The sequence below is a fragment of the Streptomyces sp. NPDC002265 genome (assembly GCF_040296125.1).
GTDB lineage: Bacteria > Actinomycetota > Actinomycetes > Streptomycetales > Streptomycetaceae > Streptomyces.
In genome coordinates this window covers 1-20,848 of the sequence record NZ_JBEOWS010000159.1, presented here as the reverse complement: position 1 = coordinate 20,848, position 20,848 = coordinate 1, and the positions used below count along the sequence as shown (strand labels likewise).

The 20,848-nt window shown below is 73.9% G+C and carries 17 protein-coding genes and 2 pseudogenes; 12 read left to right on the top strand and 7 right to left on the bottom strand.

What is annotated here, in order from left to right:
- Positions 1-189: pseudogene (locus ABT085_RS25695) on the bottom strand (hypothetical protein); the annotation flags it as partial.
- Between the two features lie 37 nt (positions 190-226).
- Between ABT085_RS25695 and zapE the strand changes: the two are divergent.
- The 4 genes from zapE to ABT085_RS25675 all read left to right on the top strand — a co-directional run bounded on the left by zapE (position 227) and on the right by ABT085_RS25675 (position 4,538).
- A complete protein-coding gene (gene zapE / locus ABT085_RS25690; protein ID WP_351612362.1) occupies positions 227-1,330 on the top strand; it encodes a cell division protein ZapE in 1,104 nt (367 codons plus the stop codon).
- Between the two features lie 633 nt (positions 1,331-1,963).
- Positions 1,964-2,545: a carbonic anhydrase gene (locus ABT085_RS25685; protein WP_351612359.1), complete on the top strand. Its 582-nt coding sequence runs from the start codon at positions 1,964-1,966 to the stop codon at positions 2,543-2,545.
- 97 nt (positions 2,546-2,642) lie between these two features.
- The gene (locus ABT085_RS25680; protein WP_351612356.1) at positions 2,643-3,584 is read left to right on the top strand and encodes a slipin family protein; all 942 of its coding nucleotides are present in this window, start codon (positions 2,643-2,645) and stop codon (positions 3,582-3,584) included.
- A 63-nt stretch (positions 3,585-3,647) separates the two neighbouring features.
- On the top strand, positions 3,648-4,538 hold the full coding sequence (locus tag ABT085_RS25675) for a polysaccharide deacetylase family protein (RefSeq protein ID WP_351612353.1): 891 nt from the start codon (positions 3,648-3,650) through the stop codon (positions 4,536-4,538).
- 60 nt (positions 4,539-4,598) lie between these two features.
- Here ABT085_RS25675 and ABT085_RS25670 read toward each other — a convergent pair whose 3' ends face one another.
- Positions 4,599-5,270 carry an ABC transporter gene (locus ABT085_RS25670; RefSeq protein ID WP_351612346.1) on the bottom strand — a complete coding sequence of 224 codons (672 nt, stop codon included), beginning with the start codon at positions 5,268-5,270 and terminating at the stop codon, positions 4,599-4,601.
- A complete protein-coding gene (locus ABT085_RS25665; protein WP_351612343.1) occupies positions 5,267-6,136 on the bottom strand; it encodes an ABC transporter ATP-binding protein in 870 nt (289 codons plus the stop codon). Before ABT085_RS25665 ends, ABT085_RS25670 begins: the two co-directional genes overlap by 4 nt.
- Here ABT085_RS25665 and ABT085_RS25660 point away from each other — a divergent pair.
- From ABT085_RS25660 to ABT085_RS25645, 4 genes are all read left to right on the top strand, one after another.
- A complete protein-coding gene (locus tag ABT085_RS25660; protein WP_502982805.1) occupies positions 6,135-6,890 on the top strand; it encodes a peptidyl-tRNA hydrolase in 756 nt (251 codons plus the stop codon). The genes ABT085_RS25665 and ABT085_RS25660 overlap by 2 nt on opposite strands.
- Positions 6,891-7,158: 268 nt before the next feature.
- Positions 7,159-8,535: an MbnB/TglH/ChrH family RiPP precursor modification enzyme gene (locus ABT085_RS25655; protein ID WP_351612337.1), complete on the top strand. Its 1,377-nt coding sequence runs from the start codon at positions 7,159-7,161 to the stop codon at positions 8,533-8,535.
- Between the two features lie 141 nt (positions 8,536-8,676).
- Positions 8,677-9,459: a DUF4142 domain-containing protein gene (locus ABT085_RS25650; protein WP_351612334.1), complete on the top strand. Its 783-nt coding sequence runs from the start codon at positions 8,677-8,679 to the stop codon at positions 9,457-9,459.
- Between the two features lie 79 nt (positions 9,460-9,538).
- A complete protein-coding gene (locus ABT085_RS25645; protein ID WP_351612331.1) occupies positions 9,539-10,315 on the top strand; it encodes a TIGR04222 domain-containing membrane protein in 777 nt (258 codons plus the stop codon).
- Between the two features lie 44 nt (positions 10,316-10,359).
- Here ABT085_RS25645 and ABT085_RS25640 read toward each other — a convergent pair whose 3' ends face one another.
- Positions 10,360-12,069, bottom strand: coding sequence for a glycosyl hydrolase family 28-related protein (locus ABT085_RS25640; protein ID WP_351612328.1), 1,710 nt, complete (start codon positions 12,067-12,069; stop codon positions 10,360-10,362).
- A gap of 274 nt (positions 12,070-12,343) precedes the next feature.
- Here ABT085_RS25640 and ABT085_RS25635 point away from each other — a divergent pair, with 274 nt between their 5' ends.
- On the top strand, positions 12,344-13,648 hold the full coding sequence (locus ABT085_RS25635; RefSeq protein ID WP_351612325.1) for an alginate lyase family protein: 1,305 nt from the start codon (positions 12,344-12,346) through the stop codon (positions 13,646-13,648).
- Between the two features lie 81 nt (positions 13,649-13,729).
- Here the strand turns inward: ABT085_RS25635 and ABT085_RS25630 are convergent.
- Positions 13,730-13,840: pseudogene (locus tag ABT085_RS25630) on the bottom strand (right-handed parallel beta-helix repeat-containing protein); the annotation flags it as partial.
- Between the two features lie 149 nt (positions 13,841-13,989).
- On the opposite strand from ABT085_RS25630, the gene ABT085_RS25625 reads away from it, so the two are divergent.
- Positions 13,990-15,669: an alpha/beta hydrolase gene (locus tag ABT085_RS25625; RefSeq protein ID WP_351612322.1), complete on the top strand. Its 1,680-nt coding sequence runs from the start codon at positions 13,990-13,992 to the stop codon at positions 15,667-15,669.
- 91 nt (positions 15,670-15,760) lie between these two features.
- Here the strand turns inward: ABT085_RS25625 and hemQ are convergent, their stop codons facing one another.
- Together hemQ and hemG are read right to left on the bottom strand one after the other, a co-directional pair.
- Complete coding sequence (gene hemQ / locus ABT085_RS25620) at positions 15,761-16,492, bottom strand: hydrogen peroxide-dependent heme synthase (protein ID WP_351612320.1); 732 nt, start codon at positions 16,490-16,492, stop codon at positions 15,761-15,763.
- A gap of 4 nt (positions 16,493-16,496) precedes the next feature.
- Positions 16,497-17,957, bottom strand: a complete 1,461-nt coding sequence (hemG, locus tag ABT085_RS25615; protein ID WP_351612317.1) for a protoporphyrinogen oxidase — start codon at positions 17,955-17,957, stop codon at positions 16,497-16,499.
- A 222-nt stretch (positions 17,958-18,179) separates the two neighbouring features.
- On the opposite strand from hemG, the gene ABT085_RS25610 reads away from it, so the two are divergent.
- Both ABT085_RS25610 and ABT085_RS25605 read left to right on the top strand, forming a co-directional pair.
- Positions 18,180-19,217, top strand: a complete 1,038-nt coding sequence (locus ABT085_RS25610; protein WP_351612312.1) for a DUF4349 domain-containing protein — start codon at positions 18,180-18,182, stop codon at positions 19,215-19,217.
- Between the two features lie 215 nt (positions 19,218-19,432).
- Positions 19,433-20,821, top strand: coding sequence for an FAD-dependent oxidoreductase (locus ABT085_RS25605; protein ID WP_502982806.1), 1,389 nt, complete (start codon positions 19,433-19,435; stop codon positions 20,819-20,821).
- The last annotated feature ends 27 nt before the right edge of the window (positions 20,822-20,848 follow it).

The following is a 20,848-nucleotide window of genomic DNA, read 5'->3' as shown; positions in this document are numbered from 1 at the left end:
TGCGGTCGCGGAGCCGGCCCCGGACGCGGGAGCGGTCGCAGTCGTACGCTCCGGATAGGCGTAGGCGGCGGCCAGCTCGTCGAGGCTCCACTCGCGCTCGGCACCGGCCGGCCCCGCGGCGGGCGCCTCGCGTGCCTGGTCGGGGGCGGGAGCCGCTGTCTCGTCGGTCACAGGGAACAGGCGTCGCATGCCGTGCAGTCTGGCACGGAGCTTAGAGTGGTGAACCGTGTCGTCCTCCACCTCCGCCCCCGGCCTCAGCCCCATAGCCGACGCGGCCCCGCTGTCCTTGTGCGCCCGTGCCCCGCATGTCCCCGCGGACCGGCTGGTCGCCGAGATGGTGCCGCCGCCGCGCTTCGACTCGGTGCGTTTCAGCACGTACATCCCGGACCCGAACCAGCCCAGCCAGACCGAGGCCGTGCGGGTGCTGGAGGGCTTCGCCGGCGGACTCGGCGGGGCGCACTCCACCGGTACCGCCAAACGGGGGTTCCTCGGGTTCGGCAGGGGCAAGGCGCCCAAGACCCCGGCCGGCCCTCGCGGGGTCTACCTCGACGGCGGTTACGGCGTCGGCAAGACCCATCTGCTGGCCTCCCTGTGGCACGCCACCCCGGCCGAGCCCGCGCTCAAGGCGTTCGGCACCTTCGTCGAGCTGACGAACCTGGTCGGCGCCCTCGGCTTCCAGCAGACGGTGCAGACGCTCTCCGGACACCGGCTGCTGTGCATCGACGAGTTCGAGCTGGACGACCCCGGTGACACGGTCCTGGTCTCGACACTGCTCGGCAAGCTGGTCGACGCCGGGGTCGCGCTGGCCGCCACCTCCAACACCCTGCCGGGCAAGCTCGGCGAGGGCCGGTTCGCGGCGGCCGACTTCCTGCGGGAGATCCAGGGCCTGTCCGCCCGCTTCCGCCCGCTGCGCATCGACGGCGAGGACTACCGCCACCGCGGCCTGCCCGAGGCACCGGCGCCGTACTCCGACGAGCAGGTGACCAAGGCGGCGTACGCGACGCCCGGCGCCTCGCTGGACGACTTCCCGCACCTGCTGGAGCACCTGGCCCGGGTCCACCCCAGCCGGTACGGCGCCCTGACCGACGGCGTGAGGGCGGTGTGCCTGACCGACGTCGCCCCGGTGCCCGACCAGTCGACGGCCCTGCGGCTCGTCGTGCTCGCGGACCGGCTCTACGACCGCGAGGTGCCCGTCCTGGCCTCCGGGCAGCCCTTCGACCGGCTGTTCAGCGAGGAGATGCTCAACGGCGGCTACCGCAAGAAGTACTTCCGGGCGATATCGCGGCTGACCGCGCTGGCCCGCGACGCCAAGCGGCTCGTCGAGTCCTGACAGCGCGTACCGGTCCCTCGTTCCCGGGCCGGGGCGGGGGCGGGGGCGGGTCGTCCGGACCGGACGACCCGCCCTGCCACCCTCGTCCTGCCACCCTCGTCCTGCCACCCTCGTCCCGCCGCCCCCGCTCTGCCGCCGCCCCGCCGCCCCGTCCGGTCACGCGCTCCTCGCGGCACGGCATCGAATCGGCACGGCACCTAATCGGCACGGCACCTAATCGGCACGGCGACGCGTCGACTTTGCCCGATTAGGGCACTTTGCACAGTTAACGTATTCTTGACCGGTCATTGACCAGTCATTGGCCTGACCCAGAGACGAGGACCGGCGGAGGGCGCTCATGCTCCGAGGCACGACGGCTCGCACCGTGCTGTCGCCACCGGTCGGCGCCCTGCTCACGCCGCCCCCGTGCACGCCGGCCGCGCCCTTCGTACCCGCGCACCCCGCCCGGCACGGCGGGGCCGGGACCGACGCCGGGCGAGGCCCCGCCCTCACGCACAGGGCAGCGCGCGACGGGTCGGCCGCCACCCTCGAACGCACCCGGCCCGGAAGTCCGGCCGGCCTCTTGCGCACCCGCGACCGGCATCCTGTCCTGCGAGCCCGACGCGCACCGGCGCGTCAGGAGGAGTGATCCCCATGCAGCCACTCATCGACAACGCCCGTACGTTCGGACAGCGCCCCGAGCAGCTCGCCGGGCTCGCCGCCGGCCAGTCCCCCCAGGTCCTGTTCGTCACCTGCTCGGACTCCCGGGTCGTACCGGCGCTGATCACCGGCGCCCGCCCCGGCGAGCTCTTCGAGCTGCGCACGGCCGGCAACATCGTGCCCCCGCACACCATCGGCCGCCCCACCGCCGAGGCGGCCACCATCGAATACGCCGTGGAGGTGCTCGGCGTCCGGGACGTCGTCGTCTGCGGCCACTCGCACTGCGGCGCCGTCGGCGCGCTGGTGCGCGGCGACGACCTCGACGCCGTGCCCGCCGTACGCGACTGGCTCGCGCAGGCCGCGGACGGTCCGGCGGCCGCCGACCCCGACGACCCGGCCGTCGCCCAGGGCGTACAGCACCATGTGCTCTCCCAGCTGCTGCGGCTGCGTTCCTACCCCTGCGTGCAGAAGCGCCTGGCGGACGGCCGGCTGCGGCTGCGCGGCTGGTACTACGAGGTGCACACCGGGGCCGTGCGCGAGCACCGCGCGGACACCGACTCGTTCGAGGCGCTGTGAGCGCCCGCCACCGAGACCCGGGACATGGCCCCGGACCGAATGTCTGACATATCGTTGCAAGAGCAGACATCTCAGACCTCTTTCGAGGGAGGTCGTCATGCTCGAGGAGCTGCTGGCGGCGGCTGCGGCGGTCGGGGCCGCCGGGGTGGTGTACGTCGTCGCGGCGGCGCGGGTGGTCAAGCAGTACGAGCGCGGTGTGGTCTTCCGGCTCGGCCGGGCCGTCCGGGTGGTGCGTGAGCCGGGATTCACGATGGTCGTTCCGGCCGTCGACCGGCTCCGCAAGGTCAACATGCAGATCGTGACGCTGCCGGTGCCGGCCCAGGAGGGCATCACGCACGACAACGTCACGGTGCGGGTCGACGCGGTCGTCTACTTCAAGGTCGTCGACGCGCCGGCCGCGATCATCAACGTCGAGGACTACCGTTTCGCCGTCTCGCAGATGGCGCAGACCTCGCTGCGGTCCATCATCGGCAAGAGCGACCTGGACGACCTGCTGTCCAACCGCGAGAAGCTCAACCAGGGTCTTGAGCTGATGATCGACAGCCCGGCCGTCGGCTGGGGCGTGCAGATCGACCGGGTGGAGATCAAGGACGTGTCGCTGCCGGAGTCGATGAAGCGCTCCATGGCCCGGCAGGCCGAGGCGGACCGTGAGCGGCGGGCCCGGATCATCAACGCGGACGCCGAGCTCCAGGCGTCCAAGAAGCTGGCGGAGGCCGCCGGGGTGATGTCCGAGCAGCCCGCCGCGCTCCAGCTGCGACTGCTCCAGACGGTGGTGGCGGTCGCCGCCGAGAAGAACTCCACGCTCGTGCTCCCCTTCCCCGTGGAGCTGCTGCGCTTCCTGGAGAAGGCCCAGCAGCAGCCTCCGGCCGCCGCGCCGCCTTCTTCGCAGCCACCACCGTCGGAGCCGCCGCTGCCACCGCCGCCGTCGGAGCCGCCGCTGCCGCCGTCGCCGCCCGAACCGCCGCTGCCGCCGTCGGCATCGGCACCGGCGCTGCCGGAACCACCACCTCCGCCCTCCGGCCCAGATCCGGCCGGGTGACTTCGGCACCGAGCCACAGGCGTATAAACACACTTATCAATCGCCTGCTCCTATCTTCATATAATGATCACTTCGGTACGCCGTCTCACCACCACCTGCGCCCTGGGCGCCGCCCTGGCCGCCCTCGCCGCCTGCGGCACCGACCGCCCCAGCGCCTCCCCCGCGCCGCAGACCCCGCAGGCCCTCCACGCACCCCGTGCCCCGCAGCACGCCCCCGCCCCCTCCCCCGCCGTCTCCCGGCCGCCGACCCTCGCCCCCGGGCCCGCCGGTCTCACCCCGGTCTTCAAGAACGGCCCCCGCACACCGGACCGGGTCGTCGCCCTGACCTTCGACGCCGACATGACCGTGGACGAGGGGCCGCGCGCGGCGGCGGGCGAGCACTTCGACAACCCGCGGCTGATCGCGACGCTGCGGGCGCTGAAGGTGCCGGCCACCGTGTTCATGACGGGACGGTGGGCCGAGGAGTACCCGATCCAGGCCCGGTCGATCGGACGGGACCCGCTGTTCGAGATCGCCAACCACTCCTTCAGCCACTACGCCTTCACCGGCGACTGCTACGGCCTGCCGACCGTGTCCGAGGACCGGATGCGCTCGGAGGTGGAGCGGACCTATACCGCCTTCCGCAAGGCGGGGGTGAACAACGCGATGCCGTACTTCCGCTTCCCCGGAGGCTGCTACGACCAGAAGGCGCTGCGTGCGCTGAGCGCCACCGGCGTCACGGCGGTGCAGTGGGACGTGGTGAGCGGGGACGCGTTCGCGACCGACTCCGACGCCGTGGCCAAGCAGGTCCTGGAGGGCGTGAAGCCCGGCTCCGTCGTCGTCATGCACTGCACGCGCAGCGCGGCCCCGGCGACCGAGCGGGCCGTGCGCCTGGTCGTGCCCGAGCTGCGCAAGAAGGGCTACCGGTTCGTGAAGGTGTCCCAGCTGATCGGGGCCGCCGACCGCAGGCGATGACCCGCGCCGGAAGCGGGGTACGGGTGTCTCACGGCGCTCGCCGGGAGGTGGGCGCGCAGGTCACGGTGCTCGCCGGGAGGCGAGGGAGCAGGTCACGGCGGCCGCCGCGGCCGTGAGCAGGACGGCGGCGGCCAGGGGCAGCAGGGGCACCGGCACCTTCCCGGACTGCGAGCCGGTGACCAGGCCGCCGACCGCCGCGTGCGCCGGGGACCCGGTCACCACCAGGGACAGCAGGGCCGCGAGCAGCAGCGCGGGCACCGCGCGGCCGGGCGAGCGCAGCACCGGCCAGGCGGTGAGCGCACCGACGGCCGCCCCGAGCAGGGCACAGACCAGGACGGCGAGCAGCCCGGCACCGGCCGCGGGCAGCGGCGGCACCCGGGTGCGGTGGTCGGTGCTCACCGGATCGCTGATCAGCGTCACGACGGCGGTCGCGGCCGCCCCCAGTGCGGTGGCGCAGGCCAGTGCCACCAGCAGACAGGCCAGATGCGCCCGCGCCGGGGTGGTCGCCGCCGCGACCACGCCACGGGCCGCGGGCGGCTCGTTGGTGACGCAGATCCGCACCAGCCACGCCGCGACGGGCAGCAGGGCCGCGGCCGCGTAGCCGAGGGAGTCGAGCACCGGCTGCCCGCCCTGGAGGCCGATCGCGAGGAAACCGGCGTACAGGATGAACGGCGGCAGCCAGCGCTGCGAGCGGACCAGCAGGGCGGCCTGGTAGCGGACGAGGGCGGTCATGAGCGGCTCTCCTCGACGGGTCCGACGACGGGTCCGACGCTCACCACGTGCCAGGGCGGGCGTGCGGTCAGCAGGGCACGGAGCAGGACGTCCGAGTGGGACGCGGGGACGGTGAGCCGGTGGACACCGGGCGCGGTCTCGTCGAGGGCGGTGATCCACCGCGCTGCTTCGGCGGGCGGGGCGGCCCCGGCCGGTCCGCGCACCTCCACGAGTACGGCGGGGCCGGCCGCCGGAGCGGCTTGTTCCGTACGCAGGCCGAGCGCGCCGTCGCGCACCGTGTACGTGGCGTCGGGCACCCCCTCCAGCCGGCGCGGGTCGTGGTCGACGAAGACGACGGCCGCACCGGCGGCGGTGCGCTCGGCGACGGCCCGTTCCAGTTCGGCCCGCGCGTCGGCGTCCAGACCGGTCCACGCCTCGTCGAGCACCAGCAGTTCCGGTTCGGCCACCATGGCCTGGGCGACCGCGACCTTCTGGCTGCTGCCCTTGGACAGCCGTGCCATCGGCGTGCGGGCGTAGGCGGCGGCGCCGAACCGCTCCAGCCACTGCTGCGCGGCACGGGCGGCCGCGGCACGCGACAGGCCGTGCACGGTGCCGAGGTGGGTGAGGTATCCGGACGGGGTGAAGGGCAGCGCCGACGGGAAGCGTTCGGGCACGTACGCCGTGCGGGGCCGGCCGGTGATCCGGCCCTCGCTGGGGGCGTCGATCCCGGCGAGGACGCGCAGGAGGGTGGACTTGCCGGTGCCGTTGGCGCCTTCCAGGCGGACCAGCGTCCCGGGGGGCACGGTCAGGTCGATGCCGCGCAGCACCCAGGGGCCCCGTAAGCCGTAGCGCCGGCCCACGCCGTCCAGTCGCAGATCACGTTGCATGGAAGGCATCTTCTCCCGCCCTTTAGGCTGGGCTGTCGTGAGCCCCGATCCGACACCCCTCGCCGACAGTCCCTTCCGGTCCGAGCCCAGCGCCCGCGACCAGGCACCCCAGTACGTCCTGCCGCTGGTGGTCCGCATCGAGCGGGCCGAGCCGCCCGAGCGCACGGACGCGCTGGAGACCGCCGCGCGCGCGGTGCTGAGGATGCTGGACGACGAACGCTCGGCCGGCGACGGCGTCTGGGCGCAGGCGGTCCGGGACTGGCAGGACGCCCGCATCCGCAAGGTGGTACGGCGGGCGCGCGGGGCCGAATGGCGCCGGGCCGAGGCGCTGCCCGGGATCACGGTCACCGGGACGTCCGCGGAGGTACGGGTGTTCCCGCCGGTGCCGCTGGACGGCTGGCCCAAGGAGCTGGTGAAGCTCCAGGTCTCCGGCACCGACCTCGACGACCCGCGGCCGCCGGCCGACGCCGCGCCCGGCACACCGGTGCTGTGGTTCAACCCGGAGGTCCCGATGTCGGCGGGCAAGGCGATGGCCCAGGCCGGGCACGGCGCCCAACTCGCCTGGTGGGAGCTGTCGGACGAGGAGCGCCGCGCCTGGCGTGACGCGGGCTTCCCGCTCGCCGTACGCACGGCCGATCCCCTGCGGTGGCGCGAACTGGCAGGCAGCGGGCTGCCGTTGGTGCGCGACGCGGGCTTCACCGAGATCGCGCCGGGCAGCTGCACGGTGATCGCCGAGCATCCCGCGCTGCGGTAGCCGCGCAATCGGACGGCGACCCGGCGGGCCGGCAGCATCGCCGCCCGGGGTCCCGGCAGGCCGGCAGCCTCGCAAGCCAGGGTCCCGCAAGCCGGTGGCCCTGGGCCCGGCAACTCGGCAGCCCGGCGGCCGGCACTCCACGAGCCGAACCTCAAATGTTGCTCTGAAGACGAGGACGACAGGGTTCGGTGTTCGGCGTCGGGGCGATACCTCCGTCACCAGGGAGGGGTCGCGGCGGGGGCCGACGGGGGCCCCGGAGGAGGGGACCATGGAGCGACTCGGCACGGGAATCGGCTGGCGGCCGGAGATCGCCGACGCGGTGGAGCGCATGCCGGGCGTCGACTGGGTCGAGGTCGTCGCGGAGAACCTGTGCCCCGGCCACCTCCCCGTCTCCCTGCGACGGCTGCGCGAGCGCGGGGTGACCGTGGTCCCGCACGGCGTCTCGCTGGGACTCGGCGGCGCCGACCGCCCCGACGAGGGCCGGCTGGCCGCCCTCGCCGAGCGGGTCGAGACGCTGGGCGCGCCGCTGGTCACCGAGCACATCGCGTTCGTACGGGCCGGCGGGCCGCTGACCGCCTCCCCGCGGCTGGAGGCCGGCCACCTGCTGCCCGTCCCGCGCACCCGGGACGCCCTCGACGTGCTGTGCGAGAACATCCGGGTCGCGCAGGACGCGCTGCCCGTGCCGCTCGCCGTCGAGAACATCGCCGCGCTGTTCTCCTGGCCGGACGAGGAGATGACGGAGGGGCAGTTCCTGTACGAGCTGGCCGACCGCACCGGTGTGCGGCTGCTCATCGACGTGGCCAACCTGCACACCAACCACGTCAACCGCGGTGAGGACCCGGCCGCGGCGCTCGCCGCACTCCCCCTGGAGGCCATCGCCTACGTGCATGTCGCGGGCGGCTTCGAACGGGACGGCGTCTGGCACGACAGTCACGCCCACCCGGTGCCCCGGCCGGTCCTCGACATCCTGGCCGACCTCGCCTCCCGGGTGGCACCGCCGGGCGTCCTGCTGGAGCGGGACGAGAACTTCCCCGAGCCGGGGGAGCTGGTGCGGGAACTGGGAGCGATCCGGGACGTCCTGGAGAAGGGGCGGGCCGCTCCGGCCCAAGCCGACCGGCCCGCGCCCGCACCGTCGGCCGCGGCCTCCCCCGCCACCCCTGTCGGCCCCTCCCCCGCCTCGGACTCCGTCTCGGACTCGGCTTCGGACTCCGCCTCCGCTCCCGCCCGGCAGCGCCTCGCCCTCGCCGAGGCCGCGCTGTTGTCCGCGCTGGTGGCGGGGACCCCCGCGCCCGAGGGGTTCGACCGGGTGCGTCTGGGGGTGCAGGCGCGGGCGCTGGCCAGGAAGCGGGCCGACGTCGTGGCGAAGGTCGCGCCGGAACTGCCGGAGATCCTCGGCGACGGGTACCGGCCGGCCTTCCTCGGTTACGCCCAGCGGCATCCGATGACGGGCGGCTACCGGCGCGACGCGCTGGACTTCGTGCAGGACCTGCTGCTCGCCGGGCGGCCTGCGGACGGGCGGACCCGGCGGGCGCTGCGGGAGTGGTGGCTGGAGCGGTCGGGACCGGCGCCGCGCTCCGCCCGGCCGGTGGTGCGGCTCGCCCGCGCGACGCGTCAGGCGCTGCGCCGGCCGCTGAGCCGTCACTGAGTCACCGACACCGGGGGTCCGCCCCTTTCCCCGTTCCGATGCAACCCTTGTCCCCGGTACGGCAGTTGACGTAGAAGCCGCGATTACACGGCTGTTGCGCACCCGAGCCGGTTAGCGTGCGGTGCCGCAACAGGAGGCACCATGCGACGACCCCGACCCCCCGTGCGCGGCAAAGGCCTGTTCAGCGGTACCGGCCTCATCATCGTCTGTCTCGCCGCCACCATGTGCGCGCTGCTCTACCCGGTCTGGTCGTACACCGACCGGTCCCCGGCCGGTGTGGACGTGCTCGGCTCACAGACCGTGCCGACGCGGTACGGACCGCTGTCCGGTCTCGACCGCGACTTCGTCACGAAGCTCCGGCTGGCGGGCCTGTGGGAGCTGCCCGCGGGACGACAGGCCCGGCACAAGGGCACGACGCGGGCCGTACGGACGGCCGGGGACCACCTGGTCGAGGGGCACACCCGCCTGGACGCGATGGTGCGTGCCGTCACCGCGCGGCTGGGGCTCGTGCCGCCCGACGGACCCGACGCGCAACAGCGTTCCTGGCTGGAGGAGTTGGACGCGGCGCGGGGCACGGACTACGACCGCAGGTTCGCCGACGTCCTGCGGCTCGCGCACGGCCGGATGTTCACGCTCGCCGCCCAGGTGCGGGCCGGCACCCGCAACTCCCTGGTACGTGACCTCGCCGACGTCGCGATCACGACCGAGCTGGACCACATCAGGGTTCTGGAGGCCACCGGGGACGTCGACTTCGAGGCCCTGGCCCGGGAATTGAACGGCGCGGGCACCCCGCCGGCGGTCACCCACTTCCCCGTACCGCTCGACCCGACGACCGGCCCCGCGGGCGGGGTTCCGACCGCGCCGGGGCCGGGCGCCTCCCCGTCCTATCCCCTGCCGCCGGCCACTTCCAGCCCGCCGCCGTGACGTCACATACCCACAACACTGCGTCCGGATCGTGAACAGGGCATGGCGCCTCCCGGTGCCCTTGGCATAGAAACACGGCATGTTCTGGGTCCTTTTCCTGCTGGCGGCATGGGCCGTGGCCGCCGTCTCCTGCACCCGCCTGTGCCTGGCCGCCGTCCGCGCGGCCGCCGTCGACACGGACCCGGACGGGACCCACGATCTGACGCTGTACGAAGCCGCGTTCCTGTCCGGCGGGCCCGCTCGGGTCGCCGAGCTGACCCTGGTGTCGATGGCCCGTCAGCGTCGGCTGCTGCTCGCGCACACCGGCTGGGCGACCGTCGTCGATCCGCGCGGGCGGGACGACATGGAGCGGTCCGTCCTCGGGGCGATCGGCCCCGAGGGCCAGTCGCGCATAGCGCCCGTACGGGCCGGGGCGGCCGCCGCCGACGCGGTGCGCAGCCTCGCCGACCGGCTGGTGAGCGCGGGCCTGGCCGTACCCGACGGGGCCCGTACGACGGTGGCGGCGGGCGTGCGCCAGGTGCGGGCCGCCGCGCTGGCCGTCCTGGCGCTGGGCGCCGTCGCACTGTCGATGCCCGGCCAGCCGGACATGCCGCGCACCCTGATCGCCCTCTGGTTCGCGCTGCCCCTCACGCTCACCCTGAGCTGCCTCGTGATCGCGCGGGCCGAGGTCCACCCGTACTCGCGCTGGGCCTCCCCGGCCGGGCAGCGGCTGCTGGGGGCCCTGGCGCAGCAGGGCGGCGGCCCCGGCGACGACCGCGCCTACCTCACGTCGGTCGCGGTGCGCGGGGTCCGCGCCGTCGGCGAGCCCGAACTGCGGGCGGCCTTCGAGCAGCGCACACCGTACTGGCACGACTGAGGGCTTCGGGTGTGCCCGTCGGCCGAGGTCCGGGACCCGGGGTGTCAGCCCGTCGACCGCTGGGCGTCGTAGAGGTTGGCCGGGCGGACCTCTCCCGGGCGGCCGTACAGGTCCGCCCTGGTGTCCAGGTCACCCGTGAAGTCCGGCACGTCTATCTGGCCGAACTCGCCGACGGTGCTGATCGCCACCGTGGCGCTGCGGGGCGCGATCCCGTCGATCTTGACGAGGCCGGCGCGGCCGTTGGTGACGGTGACGTTCCAGTGGGTGAAGCGGGCGCCGTAGAGGGGACCGGCGGAGGCGTCGCCGCCGTGCTGTCCGACGTTGTCCAGGGTGATGTCGGTACGGACGTTCGCGAACGGGAGACCACGGTGGGTGTCGAAGGTACCCATCTCCATGACCCCACGGGTCCAGACGTTGTGACTCGACAGGCCCTCGACGTTGATGCCGTGGAGCTGGGTGTTCGCAGGTGCGGGGCGGGTGCGCTGCTTGATGGTGAAGGTGTCCACCAGATTGTCGTGGGAGCCCTCGCGGCAGCAGTACGGATGGTGGCTGCCGCGGCCGGAGACCGTGGTCCCGCGCAGGGTGCAGGCCTTCGCCGCGACGAGCAGGAAGCCGTTGTCGGCGTTGTTGACGGTGACGTCGTCGACCCAGCAGTCCCAGGCGCACTGCAGGGCGACCCCGTTGTAGCCCCTGTCGAGCAGGTGCTCGGACTGCGGGGTCTCCACGAAGTCGAGGGTGAGTCCCTCGACCCCGGCGCCCACCAACGGCCTGACCAGGGTCGTCAACTGCGGTCGCCACTCGGGGCGGGCGTCCAGCGGCAGGGGGCGGTCCAGGCGCAGGCGCCGGTGCCGCGGCTCCACCTCGGCGATGCGGCAGGGCCATTCGTACGGCACGTAGGAGGTGAGCTTGGTCTTGTCGTCCCAGGCGTACTCCGCGGCCCCCTCGATGTCACCGCACATGTGCCGCAGCAGGCCGTGCCCGGCATCGTCCTCCAGACGGAGCAGGACGCGGTCGCCGCGGCGGAAGGGCGAGGTGTCGGCGACGGTGACATGCCAGTCCCCCTGCCGTGCGGGGCGGCCGAGGGGGCTGAGCGTGCGCCATTCGTCGCGGCGGTTGCCGGTCCAGCCCTCGAACGGCCAGGCGGCCGACCTGATCGCGGCCGTGAGGCTGCGGTACCGGTCGGCGGGGCTCAGCCAGATCATGCCGCCGGCCCAGGACCAGGCGGACTTGTTGCCGCCGTAGCGGCTGCCGTACCAGCCGATCAGTTCCTGGAGACTGCGGGTGCCGAGCAGAGTGGTACGACCGCTGCCCGCGCCGCGCAGGACCACGTTGTCGTGACCGACGCGGACGACGTCGTCGAGGCGGTAGGTGCCCGGAGGGATGCGGACCGTTCCCCCGCCGAGCAGAGCCGCGCGCTCGACGGCCCGGTTGATGGCGGGTGCCGCGTCCGCGGAGCCGTCGGGAAGCGCCCCGAAGTCGCGGACGTCCGCGACGACGGGACGGCGCGGAAACCGGCTGTCGCCGCCCGCGCGGCCGGCCCGGCCGACGAACGGGATCTGCGGATGGGCGTAGGGGTTGGCACGGAACTCGCGCCACAGCGCCGGGACTCGGACGAGGGGTGCGGGGTCCTGGGCCCGGTGCGCGGGGGCAGCCGACGCGGTGCCGCCGAGGAGGGTGCTCGCGGCCGCCGTCGCGGCGGCGCCGACCGCGCCGCCGAGTACGGCGCGGCGGCCTGGCTGCCTGTCTGAAGTCATGCGCGGGATCCGCCTTCCCGGTGGGTGAACGCGGATCGCCTGATCACCACGGCGACGGCATTCACGTACATGAATATTCGACCTGGACATGAACCAGCAGTGACGTTATGAAACCGCCGACTCCCCGTCAAGGTATGGACCACAGAAGGCTGCGAGCGCATCGATGCGGGCATGCGCTCCCCCATTGCCAACACCGAACCCCGGCCCTAATGTCTCAGCACCTTCATTCGTGAACCTCATTCATACTCATGAACGCCTCATGAACGGAGACGTGATGGCCCTCCGGCTTCGCCTCGCCACGGTCCTGGTCGCCGTGACCGCTCTCGCCGCCACCCTCTCCCCGGCCGCCGCCCTCTCCCCGGCGGCGGCCACGACCACCGCCGCACATCCGGCGCTCACCGGACACCCGGCCCCCGGGACCACGGTCCTCGACGGCAACCGGCTCCGGCAGACCAAGGCGCGCCTCGACCGGGGCGACCGCAGGCTCCGGTCGGCCTTGCGCACCCTCACCGCGCGCGCCGACGGCTGGCTGGACGAGGGCCCCTGGACGGTGGTCGACAAACCCCGGCCCGCTCCGGGCGGAGACGTCCACGACTATCTGAGCCAGGCCCCCTACTGGTGGCCGAGCACACCGCCCACCGCCGACAACCCCTGGGGCTGCCCCTACGTGCAGCAGGACGGCCGGCGCAACCCCGAGGTGGACACCGGCACCGACCGACAGGACGCGGAGAAGGTCTTCGACTCGACCTACGACCTCGCTCTCGCCTGGTACTACACCGGCGACCGGCGCTACGCGCGCAAGGCCGCCGGGATCCTGCGCACCTGGTTCCTCGACCCCGCCACCCGCATGAACCCCGACCTGAACCACGCGCAGTTCATCCCGTGCAAGTACGACGGCCGGGCCATCGGCATCATCGACTTCTCCCAGTCGTACACCGCGGTGCTCGACGCCGTCGCGATCCTCGACGTGGGCGCCCCCTCCTGGACCGGCACGGACCGCGCCGGAATGAGGAAGTGGAACGGCGACTTCCTTGCATGGCTCAGGAACAGCGACTTCGGCGCGCAGGAAGCGGCCGCCGCGAACAACCACGGCACCTTCTACGACCTGCTGGTGGCCGGGCTCGCGTACGCCACCGGCGACCGGGAACTGGCCCGCGACACGGTGCGCGAGGCTGCCGCCAGGCGCATCGACCCGCAGGTCGCGGCGGACGGCAGCCAGCCGCTGGAGCTCGCCCGCACCAGGAGCTGGCACTACTCGACCTTCGATCTCGTCGCCTACACGCGGCTCGCGGCGATCGGAGAACACGTCGGGGTCGATCTGTGGGCCCATCAGGGGCCGGACGGACAGAGCCTGTTCAAGGCGGTCCGCTATCTGCTGCCCGCGGCGACCGGCCGGACGGCCTGGCCGCACCCCGAACTGGAGTTCCATCGGTACGCGGCGAGCGATGTCGTCCACGCGGCCGCCGACGCCGGGGACGCGGAGGCGAGGAAGGCGGTTCCCGCGCTGGAGGAGCCGCCGGGCGGGGACCTGTGGGCACTGCGGCCGGCCGCCGAGCAGCTCGACTCGATCGCGGGCTGACCCTCGCGCCGGCCCGTTCCGTGCCGCCGTGGCCCCCCCGCGGCACGGAACGGAACGGGCCACGGACGGTCCAGTAGGAGGCCCGTCGAGGTGGAGGCCGTAGCCGCCGCTCGCGGTGAGCACCGCCCCGGCGGAGCCGGTGAGGGTGCTGCGGGAGGCGGCGGTGGCTGTCTTGGTGACCTTGAAGTCGCCGGGCCCGGCGGTATCGCCCCGCAGCGGCGCCCGCGCCCGGTGGGGGCGTGTGGAGGCATTGGCGCCGACACCGGCGGGCGGTGCTTGCCTTCCCCCGCACCCCGACGAAACATCCCCTTTGTCGCCGCCGTGCCTCGAAGGGATCCGCGATGAGAGCAGCCGTCGTCCACTCGGCCGCCGGGTCGTTGCTGCTGACCGCCCTCGCCGCCGATCCGGCCGGGGGCAGCACCGGCGCCCCCGCCGCGACGGCCGAGCGCGCGGGCACCACGGTGGCCGCCGCCCGCGCCGCCGCGACCGGTATCCGCTTCGGTGCCTGCACCGACCTGCCGGACGCACCGGACGACCTGCGGTGCGGCACGGTGAGCGTCCCGCTCGACTACGCGCACCCGGACGGCAAGCAGATCAGACTGACCGTCAGCCGGGTGCAGGCCACCCACCGCGACCCGCACAACAGCAAGCGCCGGGTGCCGCGCAAGGGCGCCCTGGTCTTCAACCCGGGCGGACCGGGCGGCTCCGGCATGTACTTCCCACTGGCCGGCGCGGTCCCGCAGTGGAAGCGCATCGCGGCGGCCTACGACCTGGTCGGCTACGCCCCGCGCGGCGTCGGACGCTCGGCACCGCTGTCCTGCCAGGACCCCGAGCAGTTCTTCAAGGGACCTGCCCTGGCGCCGGTGCACCCCTCGGAGCCGTACAAGCGGGAGCGCATCGCGCGCGCCAAGGCGTACGCGCAGGGCTGCGCGAAGCGCTCGGGCAGCGCGCTGCGCCACTACACCTCCCTGAACAATGCCCGTGACCTGGACGTCCTGCGGGCCGCGCTCGGCGAGCCGAAGCTGACGTTCATGGGCGCCTCGTACGGCTCCTACTTCGGGGCGCTGTACGCGACCCTGTTCCCCTCGCACGTGGGCCGGATGGTGTTCGACGCGGCGGTGAACCCCGATCCCGCGCAGGTCTGGTACCGCAGCAACCTCGCCCAGTCGGCGGCGTTCGAGGAGCGCTGGGCGGACTTCCGGGAGTGGGTCGCCCGCCACCACGACGTGTACGGGCTGGGCACGACGGCCGCGGCGGTGGCGAGCAGCTACGAGAAGGCGCGGACCCGGCTGGCCGCCCGGCCGGCCGGCGGGAAGGTCGGCCCCGCCCAGTTGCAGAACGCGTTCCTCCAGGCCGGGTACTACGACAGGTACTGGCCCTCGCGTGCCGCGGCGCTGTCGGCGTATCTGAACGGCGACCCGCGGCCGCTGATCGCCCAGGCGGCGCCGGTCACGCGGTCGGCCGCCGCGGCGGAGAATTCGAGCGCCGTCTACACGGCCGTGGAGTGCAACGACGCGCCCTGGCCGACGGACTGGAAGGTGTGGGACCGCGACAACACCCGCCTCGCGCGGGTGGCGCCGTTCGAGACCTGGGACAACGCCTGGACGAACCTGCCGTGTGCCTACTGGCCGGTGCCGCGGCAGCAGCCGCTGGATGTGCGGACCGGTCCCGGTGAGCTGCCGCAGACGCTGATCCTGGCCTCCGAGCGGGACGCGGCCGCGCCCTACGACGGCGCTCTGGAGCTGCACCGGCGGCTGGCGGGCTCGGTACTGGTGACCGAGCGGGACGCCGGCACGCACGGCGTCGCCGGCGGTCCCAACCGCTGCGTCAACGGCCATCTGGAGGCGTATCTGCTGGAGGACCGGCTGCCGGACCGGCGCGCGTCCTGCGCACCGCACCCGGAGCCGGTACCCACCCCTGAGGCGACCCCGAGGACGGGTGCGAAATCGGGCGCGAAGACGGGCGCGGAATCAGGCCGGAAGCCGCAGCCGGTCACGAGGTCGAAGCCGGTGCGGGGCTGACGGCCGGCCGCCGGGATTCGACAGCAGCCGACCGGCGGCCGCGCACCGGGGGCCGAGGGCTTGCCCGAGCGGGAAGCCCTCGGGACAGGGATCAGGCCAGGCCCGCGACCAGCTCGGCGATGTCCTTGCGGCGGCCCGTGTAGAAGGGGACCTCCTCGCGGACGTGCATCCGCGCCTCGGAGGCACGCAGGTGACGCATGAGGTCGACGATGCGGTACAGCTCGTCGGCCTCGAAGGCCAGCATCCACTCGTAGTCGCCGAGGGAGAACGAGGCGACCGTGTTGGCGCGCACGTCCGGGAAGCCGCGCGCCATCTTGCCGTGGTCCGCGAGCATACGGCGGCGGTCCTCGTCGGGCAGCAGGTACCAGTCGTAGGAGCGCACGAAGGGGTAGACGCTCACGTAGTTGCGGGGCGTCTCGTCGGCGAGGAACGCCGGGATGTGCGAGCGGTTGAACTCGGCGGGGCGGTGCAGCGCCATGTTCGACCAGACCGGCTCCAGGGCGCGCCCCAGCTTCGTCCGGCGGAAGAGGTTGTACGCCTCCTGGAGCTGGTCGGAGGTCTCGGCGTGCCACCAGATCATGAGGTCGGCGTCGGCGCGCAGGCCGGACACGTCGTAGGTGCCGCGGATGGTCACGTCCTTGGCGGCGAGCTGGTCGAACAGCTCCTGGACCTCGTCGGCGTAGCCCGCGCGGTCCTCGGGCAGCACGTCCTTCAGCCGGAAGACGGACCACAGGGTGTAGCGGATGACCTCGTTGAGGTCCTTGGCCAGCTTGCCCTTGTTCGGGATCCTGCCGGACTCGGTGGTGGGGGCATCTTCACTCATGCGGCTATTCTCCCGCTCCGCCGTGCAGGCTCTGCACCGGGTTGGCGGTGAGTTCCTGCACACCGTGCAGGTCGCCGCCCAGCTGGTCGACCGCGGCGTAGGCACTCGCGATACAGGCCGGGATGCCGACGCCGTCGTACGCCGCGCCGCACACCGCCAGGCCCGGGACCGCGGCGACGTGCTCGCGGACGCGGGCCACGCGCGCGTGGTGGCCGACGGGGTACTGGGGCAGACCGTCGGTCCAGCGGGTGACGCGGGTCTCCAGGGGGACGGCGTCGAGGCCGGTGGCCGCCTTCAGGTCGTGCCGGGAGACCGCCACGAGAGCGGCGTCGTCGCGTTGGAGGATCTCGGTCTCGTGGTGCCGTCCGACCGAGGTGCGCACCACGACCACGTCCGGGTCCTCGTCGGCGATCCAGCCCCACTTGCGGGAGGCGAACGTCGAGGCCTTGATGGTGCGCCCGTCCACCGGCGGGACGAGGAAGCCGCTGCCCTCGGGCAGGGCGGCCGCCTCGTCGCGCCGGTAGGCGAGGGTGACCAGGGCCATCGAGGCGTACTCCACGGTGTCCAGTTCGGCGGCGGCCGCGGGGCAGTCGTCGCGCAGCAGGCGGGCGGTGTCGCGGGCGGGGGCCGCGAGGACCACGGCGTCGGCCTCCTGCGCGCCGCCGTCGGTCAGGATCCGCCAGCCGTCGCCGGTGCGGTGCAGGCCGCGCACCGGAGTGTTCAGCCGGATCTCCCCGCCGCGCGCCCGCACCGACTCGGCGACGGCGAGCGGGAGCCGGCCCACTCCGCCGGCGATGCCCATGAAGACGGGTCCGGTCTGCTGGTTCGCCGCCGCCTTCGCCTGGATCTCGCGGACCGCCTCGGTCAGCGAGTCGTGCGTGCGCGCGGCCTGGTAGAGCTGGGGGACGGCGGAGCGCAGCGAGATGCGGTACGCGTCGCCCGCGTAGACCCCGCCCAGCAGGGGTTCCACCAGCCGGTCGACGACCTCGCGGCCGAGCCGGGCCGCCACGTACTCCCCCACCGCGACGTCGTCGCCGACCTCGGTGCGCGGCAGGTGGGCGTCGTCGTCGATACGGGCGAGGCCCTCCTCGGACAGCACCCCGGCCAGCGCGGCGGCGGTGCCGGGGACACCCATCACATGGCCCTTGGGCATCGGCCGCAGGGCGCCCCGGGTCCAGATCGAGGCGGTCGCGGTGGCCGGCGGCTGGAGGTGGTCGGCCAGCCCCACCTCGCGGGCCAGCTCCACCGCCTCCGGTCTGCGGGCCAGCATCGACTCGGCGCCGAGGTCGACGCGCACGCCCGCGATCGCGCCCGGCAGCAGCTTGCCGCCGACCCGGCCGGACGCCTCCAGCACGGTCACGCGCGCCCCGCGCTCCAGCAGCCGGTGGGCGGCGGCCAGCCCCGCGATCCCGGCCCCTACGACGACGACATGCTCCGTGCCCGTACCCGTATCCGTTGCGCTCATGACCCCACTCTCTCAGAGCCCTCCGACACCCCCTCGGAGCCGTTCGGCACTCCCGCGCGGCCCTTCGGGCACTCCCTCAGGGCCCTCCGGCAGCCCCGCGGGGCCCCGGGTGTCCTGGACGAGTCCGGACCGTGACCGCATCGCGACCGCCCGCCGCAAACGTCCCGGGAGGCTCCGGCGTCGAAGGAGCGTCAGTCGTCACCACCCCGGGGGGAGACCCACATGCACGCACGACAGCCCGCCCCGTATCCCGCCCCACGCTCCGCACGGCGTTCCGCGCCGCCGTCCGCCCGGCGCTCCGCCCGGCGCTCCGCCCGGGTTCTGGCCGGGTTGCTGCTCGCCTCCGCCGTGGCCCTCGCGGGATGCAGCGCGGGTGCGGGCGACAAGTCCGCGAGCAGTTCCGACGCCAAGGCGGCCGGGCCCGAGGCGCAGCCGGCCTCCGGTGCGGAGGCCCGGGCGGGCGCCGCGGACGCCGGCCGGAGCGACAGTGCGAAGACCGGCACGCCGCCGGTTCTGTCCACCAGCCGCATCATCCGCACCGCCACGCTGACCGTGCAGGTCAAGGACGCCGCGAAGGCCCTGGACAAGGCCCGCACCACCACCGAGGACGCGGGCGGCTACGTCGGCGACGAGACCACCACCCGGGACGAGGACGGCGGCGAGCACACCCGGGTCGTGCTGCGCGTGCCGGTCGACCGGTACGACGAGGTCCTCGCCGGTCTGGAGGGCACGGGCAAGCTCCTGGAGCGCACCGCGAAGGCGCAGGACGTCACCGACCAGGTCGTCGACGTCGACAGCAGGGTCAAGTCGCAGCGCGCCAGCGTGGCCCGTATCCGCGAGCTGATGGACCGGGCCGGCAAACTCTCCGACGTGGTCACCCTGGAGGGCGAACTGAGCTCCCGCGAGGCCGATCTGGAGTCGCTGCTGGCCCAGCAGGCGTCCCTGAAGGACCGGACGAGCATGGCCACCATCACGCTCTCCCTCTTCGAGAAGCCGGTGCCGAAGCCCGAGAAGAAGGACGAGGACCCCGGGTTCGTGGACGCGCTCGCGGGCGGCTGGGGAGCGTTCGTGACGATGCTGCGCTGGCTCGCGGTGGCGTTCGGCGCGGTCCTGCCGTTCGTGGCCGTGACGGCGCTGCTGGTGCTGGCGTGGCTGCGCCTGATCCGGCCCCGGCGCCGGAACCGGACCGCACCGCACGGACCGGACCTGACCGGACCCGGCCGCAACGAGCCGACCCTGAACGGACCCGATCAGCACTGAGCCGGCGGCACTGAGCCGGACCGAAACGGGCCGGACCGAAACGGGCTGGGCAGCGCTGGGTCGGGCCGGACGGCACCGGGTCGGGCCGGGCAGCGCCGGGTCGGGCCGGGCAGCGCCGGGTCGGGCCGGGCAGCGCCGGGTCGGGCCGGGCAGGTCCGGACTGGCAAGTCGGGCAGCGCCGAAATGCCCATCGCCCGTAGCGTGTTCGTATGAGCATGAGCCGTGTGAGCCCTCGGGCAGAGCGACTGGTCGTGATCGGCGGCGACGCCGCGGGAATGTCCGCGGCGTCCCAGGCCCGCCGACTCAGAGGTCCGGACGAGCTGGAGATCGTGGCCTTCGAACGCGGCCACTTCTCGTCCTACTCGGCGTGCGGCATCCCCTACTGGGTGGGCGGCGACGTCGCCGGACGCGACCAACTGATCGCCCGCACGCCCGAGGAGCACCGCGAGCGTGCGATCGATCTGCGGATGCGCACCGAGGTCACGGAGATCGACACGGCCGGGCAGCGGGTACGCGCGCGTGACGTGGACACCGGCGCCGAGTCCTGGACGGCGTACGACAAACTCGTGATCGCGACCGGGGCCCGGCCGGTGCGGCCGGAGATGCCGGGCATGGACGCCCCGGGGGTGCACGGGGTCCAGACCCTCGACGACGGCCAGGCCCTGCTCGACACCCTGGCGGGCACGCGCGGCCGGCGCGCGGTGGTCGTCGGCGCCGGCTACATCGGCGTGGAGATGGCCGAGGCGCTCATCAACCGGGGCTACGGGGTGACGGTCCTCAACCGCAGCAAGGAGCCCATGTCGACGCTGGATCCCGACATGGGCCGCCTGGTGCACCGGGCGATGGAGGGCCTCGGCATCACCATGGTCAACGACGCCGAGGTCACCAAGGTGCTCACCGGCGACGACGGGCGGGTGCGGGCGGTGGTCACCGCGGACGCGGAGTACCCGGCCGACGTGGTCGTGCTCGGTATCGGGGTACGCCCGGAGACGTCCCTCGCGCGGGCCGCCGGACTGCCCCTGGGCAGCCACCACGGTCTGCTGACCGACCTGGCGATGCGGGTACGCGGCCACGAGAACATCTGGGCGGGCGGCGACTGCGTGGAGGTGCTGGACCTCGTCTCGGGACAGGAGCGGCACATCGCGCTCGGCACCCACGCCAACAAGCACGGCCAGGTCATCGGCACCAACGCGGGCGGCGGCTACGCCACCTTCCCCGGCGTCGTCGGCACGGCGGTGAGCAAGGTCTGCGACCTGGAGATCGCGCGCACGGGGCTGCGCGAGAAGGACGCGCACCGGGTCGGGCTGCGCTTCGAGGCGGTCACCATCGAGTCGACGAGCCGGGCGGGCTACTACCCGGGTGCCTCGCTCATGACGGTGAAGATGCTCGCCGAGCGCCGTACGGGACGGCTGCTCGGGGTGCAGATCGTCGGCCGGGAGGGCGCGGCGAAGCGGGTCGACATCGCCGCGGTGGCCCTCACGGCCGGCCTGACGGTGGAGCAGATGACGGCCCTGGACCTGGGGTACGCGCCGCCCTTCTCCCCGGTGTGGGACCCGGTGCTGGTGGCCGCCCGCAAGGCGGCGGCCAAGGTGCGCCCCGCCTGAGTGCCCGGGTGCGCCGCCGCCGTCGGG